Source organism: Nocardia sp. X0981 (assembly GCF_977089955.1).
In genome coordinates this window covers 3,669,528-3,683,759 of the sequence record NZ_OZ372435.1, presented here as the reverse complement: position 1 = coordinate 3,683,759, position 14,232 = coordinate 3,669,528, and the positions used below count along the sequence as shown (strand labels likewise).

15 protein-coding genes are annotated in these 14,232 nt (G+C 68.8%); all 15 read right to left on the bottom strand.

Annotated elements, in window-relative coordinates:
• Window positions 1-128: 128 nt before the first annotated feature.
• Window positions 129-407, bottom strand: coding sequence for a CsbD family protein (locus ACYR7D_RS16430; RefSeq protein WP_459545449.1), 279 nt, complete (start codon window positions 405-407; stop codon window positions 129-131).
• Window positions 408-532: 125 nt separating this feature from the next.
• Window positions 533-958, bottom strand: a complete 426-nt coding sequence (locus ACYR7D_RS16425; protein ID WP_459545448.1) for a nuclear transport factor 2 family protein — start codon at window positions 956-958, stop codon at window positions 533-535.
• Between the two features lie 46 nt (window positions 959-1,004).
• Window positions 1,005-1,529 carry a DnaJ family domain-containing protein gene (locus ACYR7D_RS16420; protein ID WP_459545447.1) on the bottom strand — a complete coding sequence of 175 codons (525 nt, stop codon included), beginning with the start codon at window positions 1,527-1,529 and terminating at the stop codon, window positions 1,005-1,007.
• A 53-nt stretch (window positions 1,530-1,582) separates the two neighbouring features.
• On the bottom strand, window positions 1,583-2,950 hold the full coding sequence (locus tag ACYR7D_RS16415) for a hypothetical protein (RefSeq protein ID WP_459545446.1): 1,368 nt from the start codon (window positions 2,948-2,950) through the stop codon (window positions 1,583-1,585).
• A 225-nt stretch (window positions 2,951-3,175) separates the two neighbouring features.
• Window positions 3,176-4,081, bottom strand: coding sequence for an alpha/beta hydrolase (locus tag ACYR7D_RS16410; RefSeq protein ID WP_459545445.1), 906 nt, complete (start codon window positions 4,079-4,081; stop codon window positions 3,176-3,178).
• A gap of 11 nt (window positions 4,082-4,092) precedes the next feature.
• Entirely contained in the window at window positions 4,093-5,520 is a 1,428-nt protein-coding gene (der, locus tag ACYR7D_RS16405) for a ribosome biogenesis GTPase Der (RefSeq protein WP_459545444.1), read from the bottom strand.
• The gene (gene cmk / locus ACYR7D_RS16400) at window positions 5,517-6,218 is read right to left on the bottom strand and encodes a (d)CMP kinase (protein WP_459550187.1); all 702 of its coding nucleotides are present in this window, start codon (window positions 6,216-6,218) and stop codon (window positions 5,517-5,519) included. The genes der and cmk overlap by 4 nt, the downstream gene beginning before the upstream one ends.
• 65 nt (window positions 6,219-6,283) lie before the next feature.
• Window positions 6,284-7,444 carry a pseudouridine synthase gene (locus tag ACYR7D_RS16395; RefSeq protein WP_459545443.1) on the bottom strand — a complete coding sequence of 387 codons (1,161 nt, stop codon included), beginning with the start codon at window positions 7,442-7,444 and terminating at the stop codon, window positions 6,284-6,286.
• A gap of 10 nt (window positions 7,445-7,454) precedes the next feature.
• Complete coding sequence (gene scpB / locus ACYR7D_RS16390; RefSeq protein WP_459545442.1) at window positions 7,455-8,111, bottom strand: SMC-Scp complex subunit ScpB; 657 nt, start codon at window positions 8,109-8,111, stop codon at window positions 7,455-7,457.
• A complete protein-coding gene (locus tag ACYR7D_RS16385; protein ID WP_459545441.1) occupies window positions 8,108-8,989 on the bottom strand; it encodes a segregation and condensation protein A in 882 nt (293 codons plus the stop codon). Before ACYR7D_RS16385 ends, scpB begins: the two co-directional genes overlap by 4 nt.
• Complete coding sequence (locus ACYR7D_RS16380) at window positions 8,986-9,792, bottom strand: ParA family protein (RefSeq protein ID WP_459550186.1); 807 nt, start codon at window positions 9,790-9,792, stop codon at window positions 8,986-8,988. The genes ACYR7D_RS16385 and ACYR7D_RS16380 overlap by 4 nt, the downstream gene beginning before the upstream one ends.
• Before the next feature lie 341 nt (window positions 9,793-10,133).
• Window positions 10,134-10,700, bottom strand: coding sequence for an NADPH-dependent FMN reductase (locus ACYR7D_RS16375; protein WP_459545440.1), 567 nt, complete (start codon window positions 10,698-10,700; stop codon window positions 10,134-10,136).
• Between the two features lie 189 nt (window positions 10,701-10,889).
• Window positions 10,890-11,828: a site-specific tyrosine recombinase XerD gene (locus ACYR7D_RS16370; protein ID WP_459545439.1), complete on the bottom strand. Its 939-nt coding sequence runs from the start codon at window positions 11,826-11,828 to the stop codon at window positions 10,890-10,892.
• An 11-nt stretch (window positions 11,829-11,839) separates the two neighbouring features.
• A complete protein-coding gene (locus ACYR7D_RS16365) occupies window positions 11,840-12,487 on the bottom strand; it encodes an NUDIX domain-containing protein (protein WP_459545438.1) in 648 nt (215 codons plus the stop codon).
• Complete coding sequence (locus ACYR7D_RS16360; protein ID WP_459545437.1) at window positions 12,484-14,211, bottom strand: CTP synthase; 1,728 nt, start codon at window positions 14,209-14,211, stop codon at window positions 12,484-12,486. The genes ACYR7D_RS16365 and ACYR7D_RS16360 overlap by 4 nt, the downstream gene beginning before the upstream one ends.
• Window positions 14,212-14,232 lie beyond the last annotated feature (21 nt).

The window sequence follows — 14,232 nt, the reverse complement described above, 5'->3', positions numbered from 1 at the left end:
GGTAGCACGTAGTTCGCCGCTACGGGGCTGTTCCCGCCCGCTCCGGCCGAGCCGGCCGGGGACGGAATACTCCGCGCCGCCCACGGCCACCGCTCGGGGACGGCCGCCGCGGGCGGCGTCTCGATCGGTCAGGCGCCGGGCCGGGTCGGCGCCACCGTCTGTCCGTGACCCGGATCCTGTTCGATCCGCTGACGCTGTTCGGCGTCCGCCGCGCGGACCCGTTCCTGCTGGGCTTCGGTCTCCTTCTCGGCGGCTGTTCGCTGGGATTGGCCCTTGTCCTGCTGGGCCTTACCCTCCGCACGTAGGGAGTTGTCGTCGAGAAGCGCTCCCGCCGCCTCTTCGGCCTTGCCCTTCGCCCCCTCGACAGCACCTTCGAAACCCTCGCGGGCGGTCTTGTGCTCGGCCACGATATCCACCTCCGAATGTCGTTTACTCGCTCGGATATCGGGCGCGTACCCGGCTGGTTCCGCCTCAATCGGCGCGTACCGGCCGACCCGCGGTGGTATCGCTCACCGCCGTGGGTACGCGGCTGCTACGCGAAAGCGGCCTCGAGGCCGTCGAACCAGGCCGATTCCTCGTACAGCCGCGTACTGCGCCAACCGTCCGCGGTCCGCACCAGATCATGGTGGTACCAACCGCCACAGGTGAATTGCTTTCCCGGCGCCACGATCATGGGATTGAAGAACATGGCCCGCACCTTCGCGGTGTCACCCGCCAGTTCCACGGCGATATTCGAGATGAAATGCTGGGTACGGGAGAACAATTCCAGCTGTTCGGACAGACGGGCTACGACACTTTCGAGATCACCCGCCGGACCGCCCGCCGTGCTGTAGTCGATCCGCGCATCGGCGGTGAACACCGAGCGGTAGAGCGCCCAATCCTTCTCGTCGACAGCGGTGGCGTAACGGGTGAGCAGATCGGTGATCTCGATACGGTCGGCGAGGGTCCGTGCATCCATTCCCCCATACAACCGCACCGGCGCGCCGGCCCGGGGTGTTATCGGCTCAGCGCCCCCGCAGAAACCGGCGCCACCACGCGCCGCGCGGGCCGGACCCGGCCGCCGGCCGCACCACCGCGGCCGCACCGCGCACCGACGCGACCGGAGACGGCCCGGCGGTATCGCCGGTACGCCCGGCCCGCCACCGGCGCACCACCTCGTCCGCGTCCACCGGGGCGATCGGCACCCGCGGGCCGCTGGGCAGGCGCAGCCAGTCGACGATCCGCCGGTTGAGCACGGCCACGGTTTCCCGTACCCGAGCCTCGGTCGTCAGATCACGTACGGTTTCCGGCAGCCGCTCCACATCACGGCGCAGCAGCAGCGAAGGCGGTAGCAGAGCATCACCGCTCACCCCCTCCCGGCGCAGGTAGTCCCGTAACCACGCGTTCTCGTCGTGGTACCGGCTACCCGCACCCGGAAGCGGTTTCCCGGCCCCCGGCAGATCGTCGAACTCACCTCGTTCGGTGGCCTCACGGATCTTGCGTTCGACCCAGGACTCGAAATCGACTCCCGCGGGTTTGCGCTCCGACATCGCGCCTCCTCACCTCTGCCCGGCGACGCCGCCGGCAGTCGGCGCGAACCCGCTCAGGCTCCGTTCGTGGAGGTGGTGCGAGTCCGGCCGCTACGCGCCTTACGGCGTTCGGCCTGGAGTTCGGCCAGTTCCTGTTCCAGGATATCGGCCACCCGGAACTGCCCGGTGTCGTAACCGTCGGAGGAACGTACGACATCCAGGAATTCGTCGGTCTCCTTGTCCCCCGACATCTTGCCTTTATCTTTTCCCGCCGCGGAACCGTTCGTCTTGGCTCCCGCACCGTTGCCGGCGATTTTTTTCGTGACCGGCAGTTTGTCGGTGGTATCCGCCGATTTCGAACCCGGGGAGTCCTCGAACAGCGGCGAATTGCTCGCCAATTCGTCCAGCAGCGAACTGGTCCGGCCGATCAGGCCGGAGGTCACCTCACCCAGATCGCCGGAGCGGCGCTTCCCCGTCTCCCCGGACTTGCTGTCGGAGCGAAACGCGGCCCCACCGGCCGCAGCCTTCTTCGCGCCGGCTTCCAGCGCCGGTTTCGCCGCGGGCGCTGTCTCCCCGGCCGGCAGAGCGCGCGCATCGGCCGCGGGCGCGGTGTGCGGGTTGTTGTTGAGGTTCAGGCTCACCCGGGGCAGGTTGTTGCGGATCTGCTCGGCGGGGTCGGGCAGCACCCGGACCTGCTCGGTCGCTCGCAGAATCGCCATTCCGTAGCGGCTGCTCGCGGCGTCGTGGATGAGCAGCGCGACACCGATCATCACCGGGGCGACGGCGTGTACGGCGACGTCGTACCAATTCCCCACCCGCACGTACGGGTAGGTGTTGAGTCCGACCGTCAGCGTCAGCAGGGCGATTTCGGCGGCGGCGGTCTGCTTCCGGTTGTTCACCACCCCCCATTCGGCGACCTTGTTGGTGCCGATCATGATGATGATCAAGCAGACACTGATCATCGCTTCGAGCAGGTAGCTGAACCAGAAGAGCGGATCACTCGGTCCGGTGGGGGCGATGTTCTGCTGGACGTTGACCGCCGACCACAGCATGCCCGCGCCGACCACACCGGCCAGTGCGCGCAGCGACCAGGACCGGTGCCGGTACAGCGAGGCCAATTTGGCGTGCGGACTCGATTCCCGGCGCTGCGCGGCGATGGCCTTACGGGCGAGCAAGAGGTCGCGCATATCCGCCTTCTCGATCTGCTCGGTGGTCTGCCTGGCCCGGTCGTTCGCGGCGGCGACCGCCTGGATCTCCTTCCAGCGCTGGCCACGCTCCTGTTCGCGAATACGCTCGGCGAGTTCACGTTCGGCGCGTAGCTCCGCCTCCGACAGCGCCTCGGTCAGGGCGGGGTCGAACTGGTAGGCCAGTCGGCTGCGGGCGTGTTCGACTCGCTGGGCCAGCTGCGTGACATCGTCCTCAATCGGCGGTTCGACAGTCATTACGGCTCCCGCCTCGGGTGATTCGATGGCAGACAAGTAGTCACGCCGGGGTACGGTACCGCGCTTTGCTCCATGATGCACCGTCACGGTCGAAACAACCGATTTCCGCGGACGTTCACAGGACGTTCACCAGTTCCGCGGACAGGTTCGCGGTTCCGGCTCCCGGCGCGGCGACCAGCGTCGCGGGTGCGCCGCGGAACGATCGGCCACGCGCGCCACGACCGTTCACATCGCGGCGAGCGTGGCCAGGATCATCCGCACAGCCGGCCTCGCCTCGGGCACCGGAGCCAGCGGGTACACGTGGAAGGCGCCCGGTGATCCGACCAAACGCACTGTGTCCCCGGCACGTTCGGCGAACAGCCGGGCATCCGGGTAGAGGATGTCGTGGGTACCGACGAAGAGGTCGGTGGGAGGCAGAGCCGCGAGCGGACCGTTGATCGGGCTGAGCGCGGGCAGGCCGAGATCGTCACCACCGGCCCAGGCGCGGCCGGTTTCGAGCAGTCCGGGCCGGGCCAGCCAGGGGTCCAGCGGCTGCACCCGGTCGATCTCCGGATTCGACAGTCGCATATCGAGACAGGGCGAGAGCAGGATCAACCGGGCGGGCATGGGCAGACCGGCCTCCGGCAGGGCTTGGGCGAGCCCGAGCGCCAGCGTGCCACCGGCCGAATCACCGGCCAGCACGACCCGGCCCGGATCGCTTTCGCCCACCACCTCGCGATAGACCGCGCGCAGGTAGGGATACGCGTCCCGATAGGTGTACCGCGGGGCGAGCGGGTAGATGGGTACCTCGACCCGGTGCCCGGCCGTCACCAGCCGCGCGATGAAGCGCCAATGCCACCAGCTGATCTCCCGGAAGAAACTTCCACCGTGCAGGTAGACGACGACCTTGCCGGACTCCCGGCCCGCCCGGGGAGTCACCGTGTAACAAGGGAAACCGGCCACGGTCCGGCAGCCGACCCGGAAGCGGCGCCGGAAAGCCCGGGGCGGCGTATGTCCGCCGGCGGGTTCGGCCATGGCCGCGCGAGCCTTCTCCGGTGTGGCCATTCCGCGTTGCCGCGTCATCCGCAGGAATACCGCCAGCGCCCGCGTACCGCTACCGGCCATGAACCACTCCTCCAGCCGGTCCGGCATCCGCCCCGGCGCTACTTCTTGGCCCGCTTCTCCCGGACCCGCACCGAGATCCGCACCGGCGATCCGTCGAAGCCGAATTCCTCCCGCAGCCGCCGTTCCAGGAACCGCCGGTAGCCGGCCTCCAGGAACCCGGTGGTGAACAGGACGAAAGTGGGCGGACGGGTGGTGGCCTGGGTCGCGAACAGTACCCGCGGCAAGCGGCCGCCGCGCATCGGCGGCGGAGTAGCCGCGATGACCTCCTTCAGCCAGGTGTTCAGCCGGCCGGTCGGGATGCGCTTGTCCCAGGATTCGAGGGCCGTCTCCATGGCCGGAACCAGTTTCTGCACCGCCCGGCCGGTATGCGCGGAGATGTTCACCCGCTGCGCCCACGGCACCCGCACCAGATCCCGTTCCACCTCGCGGTCCAGCCGCAGGCGGCGATCCTCGTCCACCAGATCCCATTTGTTGAACGCCAGCACCAGCGCCCGCCCGGAATCGGCGACCAAACTGATCACCCGCAGATCCTGTTCGGTGATGGGCTGCGAGGCATCGATCAGCATGATCGCCACCTCGGAGGCCTCCAGCGCCGATTTGGTGCGCAGCGAGGCGTAGAACTCGGTCCCGCTGGCATTGGCGACCTTGCGCCGCAACCCGGCGGTATCGACGAAGCGCCACACCTTGCCACCCAGTTCCACCAGCGAATCCACCGGGTCCACGGTGGTACCGGCGATATCGTGCACCACCGAACGCTCGTCCCCGCTCAATTTGTTCAGCAGGCTGGATTTACCGACATTCGGTTTCCCGACCAGGGCCACCCGCCGCGGCCCGCCCCCGGCCCCCGCACCTTCGCGCGGGGTTTCGGGCAGCACTTCGAGAACATCGTCGAGCAGATCGCCGGTGCCGCGCCCGTGCGCGGCCGATACCATCCGCGGCTCCCCCAGCCCCAACGACCACAGCGCGGCCGCATCGGCCTCGACGCGCTGATCGTCGACCTTGTTCGCCACCAGGATCACCGGCGTCTTCGCTCGCCGCAGCACTTTCACCGCGGCTTCATCGGTGGCGGTCGCGCCGACCACCGCGTCCACGACGAGCAGGATGGCGTCCGCGGTGTTCATCGCGAGTTCGGCCTGCCGGGCCACCGACTGCTGCAAACCCTTCGCGTCCGGTTCCCAGCCGCCGGTGTCCTGCACCCAGAAACGGCGACCGGCCCAGGACGCCTCGTAGGAGACGCGGTCGCGGGTAACGCCGGGTACGTCCTCGACCACGGCCTCCCGCCGCCCCAGAATGCGGTTGACCAGCGTCGATTTACCGACGTTCGGCCGGCCCACCACCGCCAGGGTGGGCATCGGGAGATGGTCGGCGGTTTCCTGGTCACCGGCGAGATCGGTGATCTCCCAGTCCGCTTCGTCACTCCACACACCGTCCCCGGCGAGCACATCGCCCATGGTGTCGCCGCTCATCCCGCCGCTCCTCGGCGCCGCGCCGCCGCCTCGGCGTTCCGCGGCCGGTCCAGCTGCCGGGTGACCTCCCGGAACAGCTCCTCGATGGTTTCGTCCATGGTCAGGTCACTGGTGTCCACCTGCACCGCGTCCGCGGCGCGCCGCAGCGGAGAAACCGCCCGGGTCGAATCCAGCCGGTCGCGGCGCTGCACGTCGGCGAGCACCCCGGCGTAGTCGTCACCACGGCCCTCGGCGATGTTCTGCTGATTGCGCCGATGCGCACGAGCCTGCGCGGAAGCGGTCAGATAGATCTTGGCATCGGCGTCGGGCAGCACGGTGGTGCCGATATCGCGGCCTTCCACCACGATCCGGCCCGCGCTCACCGCGATCTCGCGCTGCAACGCCACCAGCTGTTCCCGGACCTCCGGCACCGCCGACACCGCCGACACCGCCGCGGTGACCGCGGAGCCCCGGATCTCGTCGCGCACATCGTGGCCGTCGAGTTCGATCAGTTCGTTCTCGGGATCGGTACCGATCCGCAACGGCATATCGGCGACCGTCGCGGCGACCGCCGCGGAATCGGCCGGGTCGATACCGGCACGCAGCACCTGCAGGGTCGCCACCCGGTACATGGCCCCGGTATCGAGGTAGCGGGCCCCGAGCCGGACCGCGAGCCGCCGCGAAACGCTGGACTTCCCGGTACCCGAGGGACCGTCCATCGCGACGACCAGCGACCGATCGTGCGCGAGGTCCGCCACGACCCCCACCGGAACTTCCACACCGTTCACAACGACACCGCCTCGTAGAGTTTGCCGATTTCATCCCGACCCAGCACCCGTAGCGTGCCCGGTCGTTGATCGCCCAGTACCACCGGACCCACATGTGTGCGGACCAGCCGGTTCACCGGGTGGCCGACCGCGTCCAGCAGCCGGCGCACGATATGTTTGCGCCCTTCGTGCAACACGACCTTCACCAGGGAACGTCCCGCGTCGACCTCCAGCACCTGGAACTTGTCCACAGCGGCCGGGCCGTCCTCGAGTTCCACCCCGTCGCGCAGGATCTTGCCGATCGACCGGTGCACCTCACCCTGGACGGTCGCCAGATAGGTCTTGGACACCTGATAGGACGGATGCATCAGCCGGTGCGCGAGGTCGCCGTCGTTGGTGAGCAGCAGCAGCCCCTCGGTATCGGCGTCCAACCGCCCGACGTGGAACAGCCGCTGACCGGCTGCCACGCGCTCGGCGACGATATCGCCGACACACGGCCGGCCCAGATCATCGGCCATGGTGGACTGCCAGCCCTTGGGCTTGTTCAGCGCCAGATGCACCAGTTCCTCGCGGACCACCACCCGGGTACCGTCCACGCGCACCACCGCGCGCTCCGGGTCGATACGCAGACCCTGCTCACGCACGATGATGCCGTCCACCTCGACCCGGCCCTGTTCGATCATCTCCTCGGCTGCCCGCCGGGAGGCGACACCGGCGCGGGCCAGCACCTTCTGCAGGCGCTCCCCTTCACCCCACGGCATCTTCTCGTGGCCGGGCTCGCCGGGCTCCACATGCTGGCGACGGGCCGGCTTGGCATTGCTCAGCTGAGGCGCGCCGGCACCGGTACGCCCGCTCTGGCTCTTACGCGGCGCGGCGCCGCCCGGCCGTCCACCGGAACGCGGGCCCGCGTTCGGTGCACCACGCCCGGCTCCCGAACGGCCCCCGCGGCCGCCCGCCGCGTCCGCGCCGCCGGTGCGGCCGGCCCGCTGGACCTGGTCGCTGCGCGCCCCACGCTCCTGGCCACGCGGGCCCCCACCGCGCCCGGTGCGGGGCGATTCCCCACCATGGCGGGCCTCCCCCGCACCACGGGGTGCGCCGCGCCCCCGACCTGCCCGTGCGGGCTGGTCGCCACGTTTCCTACGATCCGGTATGCCATCTCGGCGAGCGGGTGTATTCACGATTTTCCTGTCAATCCTCGGCGCCGAGGCGTAGATCGTCCTCGGCGGGCTTGCGCAGCCTGGTGTAGCGGGGATCCGTTTCCAGACTGTCGTTGATCTCATCGATCAGGTCGACGCCCGGCAGCAGGGGCGCCAGCGGGGGCAGATCGCTCAGCGACGCCAGCCCGATCCGTTCCAGGAACAACTCGGTGGTGCCGTACAGCGTGCCGTTGGTTTCCGGGTCGGAGCCCGCCTCGGTGATCAATCCCCTGGCCAGCAGGGTACGCATCACACCGTCGACGTTGACACCGCGCACCGCGCTGACCCGTGCCCGGGTCACCGGCTGACGGTATGCCACCACCGCCAGCGTCTCCAGAGCCGCCCGGGTCAGCTTCGACCGGGCGCCGTCGAGCAACATACGCTCCACATACGGTGCGTACTCGCTGCGAGTATAGAAGCGCCACCCGTCCCCGGCGAAACGCAGATCGATCCCACTGCGCCGGGTGGTGAGCTCGGCCGACATCTCCCGCAGGGTTCGTTCCACCCGCTCCGCCGGCTCGTCCAGCGCGGCGGCCAGCTGCTCCACCGGCGCCGGAGTGTCCACCACGAGCAGCAGCGCCTCCAGCGCGGCACGAAACTCGTCCGCATCCAGTGGCTCGGGCGCGGAATCGGTCACAGTCTCGGTCATCCGTAGTCCTCTTCGATCGTCACCGGCGCGGACGCGGCCTCCTCCCCGATCCACCGCACGGCCAGGGGGCCCAGCGGATCGGGCTGGTCGAACTCGATCGATCTACCCCGGTAGAGCTCGAGTAAGGCCAGAAACCGCGCCACGATCCGAATCGGCGCCGTGCAATCGGCCACCAGATCGGCGAACGAGGTCCAGGTCCCCGCCCCTCGTGCCCGCAAAAGTTCCAGTACCAGTGTCGCCTGCTCGGCCACCGACACCGTATGGGCGTGCAAATGGTCCAACCCCACCGTCGGCACGGGGCGGGGCCGGAAGGCCGCGGCGGCGATTTCGGCGAAACCGGCGGCGTCCACCCCCAAGGTGACCTCCGGCAGCAAGCCCGCGAACCGCTCCTCCAACCCCACCGCCCGCGGATACCGGCGCAACGCGGCCGCCTCCAGTTCCCCCAGCAGTTCGGCCACCTGTTTGAAGGCCCGATACTGCAGCAGTCGCGCGAACAGCAGATCCCGGGCCTCCAGCAGCTCCAGATCGTCGGGATCGGTGACCTCACCCGAGGGCAGCAACCGCGCGGCCTTCAGATCCAGCAACGTCGCCGCGACCACCAGGAACTCGGTGGTCTGATCCAGAATCCGATCGGAACGCAACGAACCACCCGGCTGCGACAGCCCGGCGGTGAGTGCCTTGGTGTAGGCGATGAACTCGTCGGTCACCTGGTGCAGCGCCACCTCGGTCACATCGAGACGGCGCTGCGAGATCAGCTGCAACAGCAGATCGAACGGGCCCTCGAAATTACTCAGTCGCAGATGGAAGCCGGATTTCTCCGGCGCCTCCCCGGCGGGAGCAGGGTCGACGGGAGGTGCGGGCCGGGTTTCCGCGCTCACCGACCGGACCGGTGGATGACTTCCCGTGCCATCGCCCGATACGCCTCGGCGCCGCTGGACCGCGGCGCCCACGTGGTGATCGGCTCCCCGGCCACACTGGCGTCCGGGAACCGCACCGTCCGCGCGATCGCCGTGTCGTACACCAGCTCCCCGAAAACCTCCACCACCCGCGCCATCACCTGGCGGGAATGCAGCAGCCGGGCATCGAACATGGTGACCACGATGCCGTACAGGCTCAGCCGCGGGTTCAGCCGGTCCCGCACCTTCTCCACGGTGTCGTTGAGCAGCGCCAGACCGCGCAGCGAGAAGTATTCGCACTCCATCGGGATGATCACCCCGTCGGAGCAGGCGAGGGCGTTCACGGTGAGCAGACCGAGGGAGGGCTGGCAATCGATGAGGATGTAGTCGTAGCGGTCGCGGATGGGTTCGAGTGCCCGCCCCAGCGACTGCTCCCGGCCGACCTCGTTCACCAACTGGATCTCCGCCGCGGACAGATCGATATTGCTCGGCAGCAGATCCAGATTCTCGACCTTGGTCTGCATGAGCACATCGTCCGCGCTCGCCGGCGAACCGATCAACAGATTGTGCACGGTCAGATCCAGGTCGTGATGCGCCACCCCGAGCCCCGCCGACAGCGCGCCCTGCGGGTCGAGATCCACGAGCAGCACCCGCCGCCCGTATTCGGCCAGCGCCGCTCCCAGATTGATGGTCGAGGTGGTCTTACCCACCCCGCCCTTCTGATTGCACATCGCCACGATGAGCGCGTCACCCTCATGGGACGGCTCGGGGGGCTCCGGGACCAGGCGTAGCGGCCGCCCGGTCGGACCGAGTGCGGCGTCGGCGGGGACGGGTTCGGGGCCCGTGCCCCATACCGACGCAGCGCGGTCCTCGCTCTCCGCGCCCCTCGGCGATTCCGCCGCTCCGGCTGTCGTCACGATCCGCTGCTCCTTATACGTTCCTACCCGTCACCTCGTAGAGCGTAACGAGGCCGATCAAGGCACGGTCTCGATTTCGCCACGGCCCGGTTCCTATTAGACGCTACCGGGTGTGCCCGCTGGAGAGCCGTGTGCGATCACGGCGTGTTCGCACACGCGGGTGCGCCGGCCCGCGCTGATCCGGCCCGCGCCGGCCATCTCCACGGTTGTCAACGCGGCAGAACGGTGAGAACCCGGTGAATGTGATTACGGAACTCGGTCATGTAGTTGCGCAGGAATTCCTCGGTGGATGCGTCGTGCACGGTGCCGTCGTCGCCGAAGACCTCGGGGGTGTAGTGGATGTAGGCCTCCGGCGAGGTCATCTGCCGGGCGTTGCAAAAACTCAGCACCGCCCGCAGGCTCTGCTGGCCGACAGCCGTGCCGATCGCTCCGATGGACGCGCCGATCACGGCGGCAGGGATGTGGTCGAACGAATTCTGCCCCCACGGGCGTGACGCCCAGTCGATGGCGTTCTTCAGTGCCCCGGGAATCGAACGGTTGTACTCGGGTGAGACGAACAACACGGCATCCACCCCGGCGATTGCTTCCTTGAGCGCGACGGCCTCGGGTGGGTAGTCGGCATCGTAATCCTGGCTGTAGAGCGGCAGGTTCCGGATCTCGAGCTCTACGAATTCGAGATCCGCGGGCGCGAGCCGGATCAGCGCCTCGGCCAGGGTCCGGTTGATCGAGGTCGAGGAGAGGCTGCCGACGAAGTAGCCGACCGTATAGGTGCTCATGGCTGGTTCCACCCTTCTCCCGTTGGAGTTTCCTCGGCGATCACGGCTCGGCACGTCCCACCTCGAGCGACAGTTGGACGGTGGTCCTGCTCCGACGCGCCTTCATATCGCCGTCCCGGCGGGTTCCCGAGCACACCCATAGCAAACCCGCATCCGGTCGCGGCTACCGATGGCGGAGGCGGGTCGCTCTCACCGCGCTCGTGGATGCGCGGTCGCCCACACCTCGCGCAGCGTGCCCACGGTCACCAGGGTGTAGATCTGCGTGGTGGTCACCGAGGCATGCCCCAGCAGTTCCTGCACCACCCGCACATCGGCGCCGCCGTCGAGCAGGTGGGTGGCGAACGAATGCCGCAGCGTATGCGGTGAGACGGCGACCGTGATCCCGGCATGCTCGGCGGCCCGCCGCAGCACCTGCCAGGCGCTCTGCCGGGACAGCCGGCCGCCGCGGGCGTTGAGGAAGATCGCCGCCGCGTCGCCCGGTCCGGCACGCCCGTGCGCGGCCAGCACCGGCCGGCCACGCACCAGATAGGCGTCGACCGCGGCCAGCGCGGGGCGACCCACCGGAACCAGCCGCTGTTTACCGCCCTTGCCGCGCAGGATCACGGTGCGGTTCTCGCCATCGAGGTCGTCGATATCCAGCCCGACCGTTTCCGAGATCCGCGCACCGGTCGAATACAGCAGTTCCAGCAAGGCTCGGTCCCGGAGCCCACGCGCCGCTCCGTCACCGCCGGACCCGGCCGCGGCGCCCGCCGCTTCCAGCAGCCGCAGCACCTGCTCCACCGGCAGCGCTTTCGGCAACCGTTGCCCCACCATCGGCGGTTTCACCGCATGCGCGACATCGGTGCTGGTCAACCCTTCCGCCGCGGCGAACCGGTGCAGGCCGCGGACCGCGATCAGCGCCCGCGCCACCGAGCCCGGGGCCAGCGGTGGATGTTGTTCGTCTCCCGCGCGCAACGCGATCGCGAACTCCCCGATATCGGTTTCGGCGACCCGCTCCAGCTCGGCGACTCCCCGAGCGTTCAGGAACTCCCGGTAACGAGCCAGATCCCGCCGGTACGCGGACAGGGTGCTGCGCGCGGCACCCCGCTCCACCGCCAGATGGTCCAGGAAGACCTCGACCTCCCGCACCGCACCGCCCGTCAGTCCGCGGACGGCCGGGCCGCCTGGCGGCGCAGCAGCGCGTCCGGCTGCCCGGGCCAGGGCGCGTCCGCCGGGCGCAGCGGCAACCCGGCTGTTTCGGCGGCGCTCAGTGCGAGCAGGCCGGCGACCGCGGTGGCGTTCACGATCTCGCCGGCCAGCGCCGCGCGAACCGCCTCGGCAACCGGCATCCGCACCAATTCCAGATCGGCTTCCTCGTGTTCGGGGTCCGGTCGTTCGGTTTCGGTGAGCCCACGGGCCACGTACACCCGCAGCGCCTCGTCGGTGAAGCCCGGAGACAGCGCCACATCCACCAGCACCGACCAATCACGGGCAGCCAGGCCGGTTTCCTCGGCCAGTTCCCGGCGCGCGGCCGCCAGCGGATCCTCGCCCGGGATATCGAGCAGACCCGCCGGCAGTTCCAGCAGCCGTTCCCCGAGCGGGTGGCGGTACTGCCGGACGAGCACGACCTGCCCTTCGTCGTCGACCGCGGCCACCGCGACCGCCCCGTGGTGCTCGACCACTTCGCGTTCCACGACCCGTGCGTCCGGCATTTCCACGCGGTCCACTCGCAGAGCCAGGATGGCGCCGCTGTAGACGGTCCGGCTGTCGACGGTGCGGAAGTCGTGACTACCCGGCGCCGGGGTCACGACGCGCGCTCGGAAGTACCGGCCAGCTCCTGCTCACCGGGGATATCGACGGGAAGCCGTTCGGCCAGCTTGTACCGCAGCGCGGCGGCGATGAGCTCGGCGAACAACGGATGCGGCCGGGTGGGCCGGCTCTTCAGTTCGGGATGGGCCTGGGTGCCGACGAAGAACGGATGGATATCGGCGGGGAGTTCGACGAACTCCACCAGATGCCCGTCCGGAGACGTACCACTGAACCGCAGACCGCTGGTGGCGATCTTGTCACGATAGGCGTTGTTCACCTCGTACCGGTGCCGGTGCCGCTCGGACACCTCGGTCGTGCCGTAGGCGCGGGCCACCACCGACCCCTTCTCCAGAACCGCCGGATAGGCGCCGAGGCGCATGGTGCCGCCCAGATCGGCTTCTCCGGCCACCGCCTGTTCCTGATCGGCCATGGTGGAGATCACCGGGTGTTCGGTCTCGGGCTCGAATTCGGCGGAGTTGGCATCGGTGAGGCCCACCGACCGCGCCGCCTCGATCACCATGCACTGCAGCCCCAGGCACAGTCCGAGCAGCGGAAGTTTCCGGGTGCGCGCGTACCGGATCGCCCCGACCTTGCCCTCGATACCGCGAATACCGAAACCACCGGGGATCAGGACCGCGTCCGCATCGCGCAGGGCCGCCTGTGCCCCGGCCGGGGTCTCGCAGTCGTCGGATCGCACCCAGCGCAGGCGCACCTTCGCCCGGTGCGCGAATCCCCCGGCGCGTAGCGCCTCGGTGACCGACAGGTAGGCGTCGGGCAGATCCACGTACTTGCCGACGAGGGCGATTTCCACCGTCTCCCGGGGCGTGTGCACACGTTCCAGCAGGTCGCCCCAGACGGTCCAGTCCACATCGCGGAACGGGAGCCCGAGCTTGCGCACCACATAGGCGTCGAGCCCTTCCCGGTGCAGCACCTTGGGGATGTCGTAGATCGACGGCGCGTCCGGCGTGGAGATGCACGCGTCGACATCGACGTCGCACATGAGCGCGATCTTGCTCTTCAACCCCGCCGAGACCTCCCGGTCGCAGCGCAGGATCAGCGCGTCGGGCTGGATACCGATACTGCGCAGCGCGGCCACCGAATGCTGGGTGGGTTTGGTCTTGAGCTCACCCGAGGGCGCCAGATAGGGCACCAGCGAGACGTGCAGGAAGAACACGTTGTCCCGGCCCACGTCGTGGCGGATCTGGCGGGCTGCTTCGAGGAAGGGCTGGGATTCGATATCGCCGACCGTGCCACCGATCTCGGTGATCACCACATCCGGTTCCTGGCCCTGCAGATCCGGCCCCTGCATCGCCAGGATGCGCGCCTTGATCTCGTCGGTGATGTGCGGGATCACCTGCACGGTGTCACCGAGGTATTCACCACGCCGCTCCTTGGCGATCACCGAGGAGTAGATCTGCCCGGTGGTGACATTGGCGTCCCGGGAGAGATCACGGTCGAGGAACCGCTCGTAGTGCCCCACGTCGAGATCGGTCTCGGCGCCGTCCTCGGTCACGAACACTTCTCCGTGCTGGAACGGATTCATGGTGCCGGGGTCGACGTTCAGATAGGGGTCGAGCTTCTGCATGGTGACCCGTAACCCCCGCGCGGTCAGCAACTGACCGAGACTGGAGGCCGTGAGACCCTTACCGAGTGAAGAGGCGACACCACCGCTGACGAAGATATGTTTGGTGGCCGCGCGCGCCTGAATCCGTGTATGACCCACGGGTCTTCACGGTAACACGAA

What these genes read in the sequence shown, in the direction of transcription:
- ACYR7D_RS16425 (WP_459545448.1), bottom strand. Translation starts at nt 958, where the DNA reads ATGGATGCACGGACCCTCGCCGACCGTATCGAGATCACCGATCTGCTC.
- ACYR7D_RS16420 (WP_459545447.1), bottom strand. Translation starts at nt 1,529, where the DNA reads ATGTCGGAGCGCAAACCCGCGGGAGTCGATTTCGAGTCCTGGGTCGAA.
- ACYR7D_RS16415 (WP_459545446.1), bottom strand. Translation starts at nt 2,950, where the DNA reads ATGACTGTCGAACCGCCGATTGAGGACGATGTCACGCAGCTGGCCCAG.
- ACYR7D_RS16410 (WP_459545445.1), bottom strand. Translation starts at nt 4,081, where the DNA reads ATGCCGGACCGGCTGGAGGAGTGGTTCATGGCCGGTAGCGGTACGCGG.
- der (WP_459545444.1), bottom strand. Translation starts at nt 5,520, where the DNA reads ATGAGCGGCGACACCATGGGCGATGTGCTCGCCGGGGACGGTGTGTGG.
- cmk (WP_459550187.1), bottom strand. Translation starts at nt 6,218, where the DNA reads ATGGACGGTCCCTCGGGTACCGGGAAGTCCAGCGTTTCGCGGCGGCTC.
- scpB (WP_459545442.1), bottom strand. Translation starts at nt 8,111, where the DNA reads ATGACCGAGACTGTGACCGATTCCGCGCCCGAGCCACTGGATGCGGAC.
- ACYR7D_RS16375 (WP_459545440.1), bottom strand. Translation starts at nt 10,700, where the DNA reads ATGAGCACCTATACGGTCGGCTACTTCGTCGGCAGCCTCTCCTCGACC.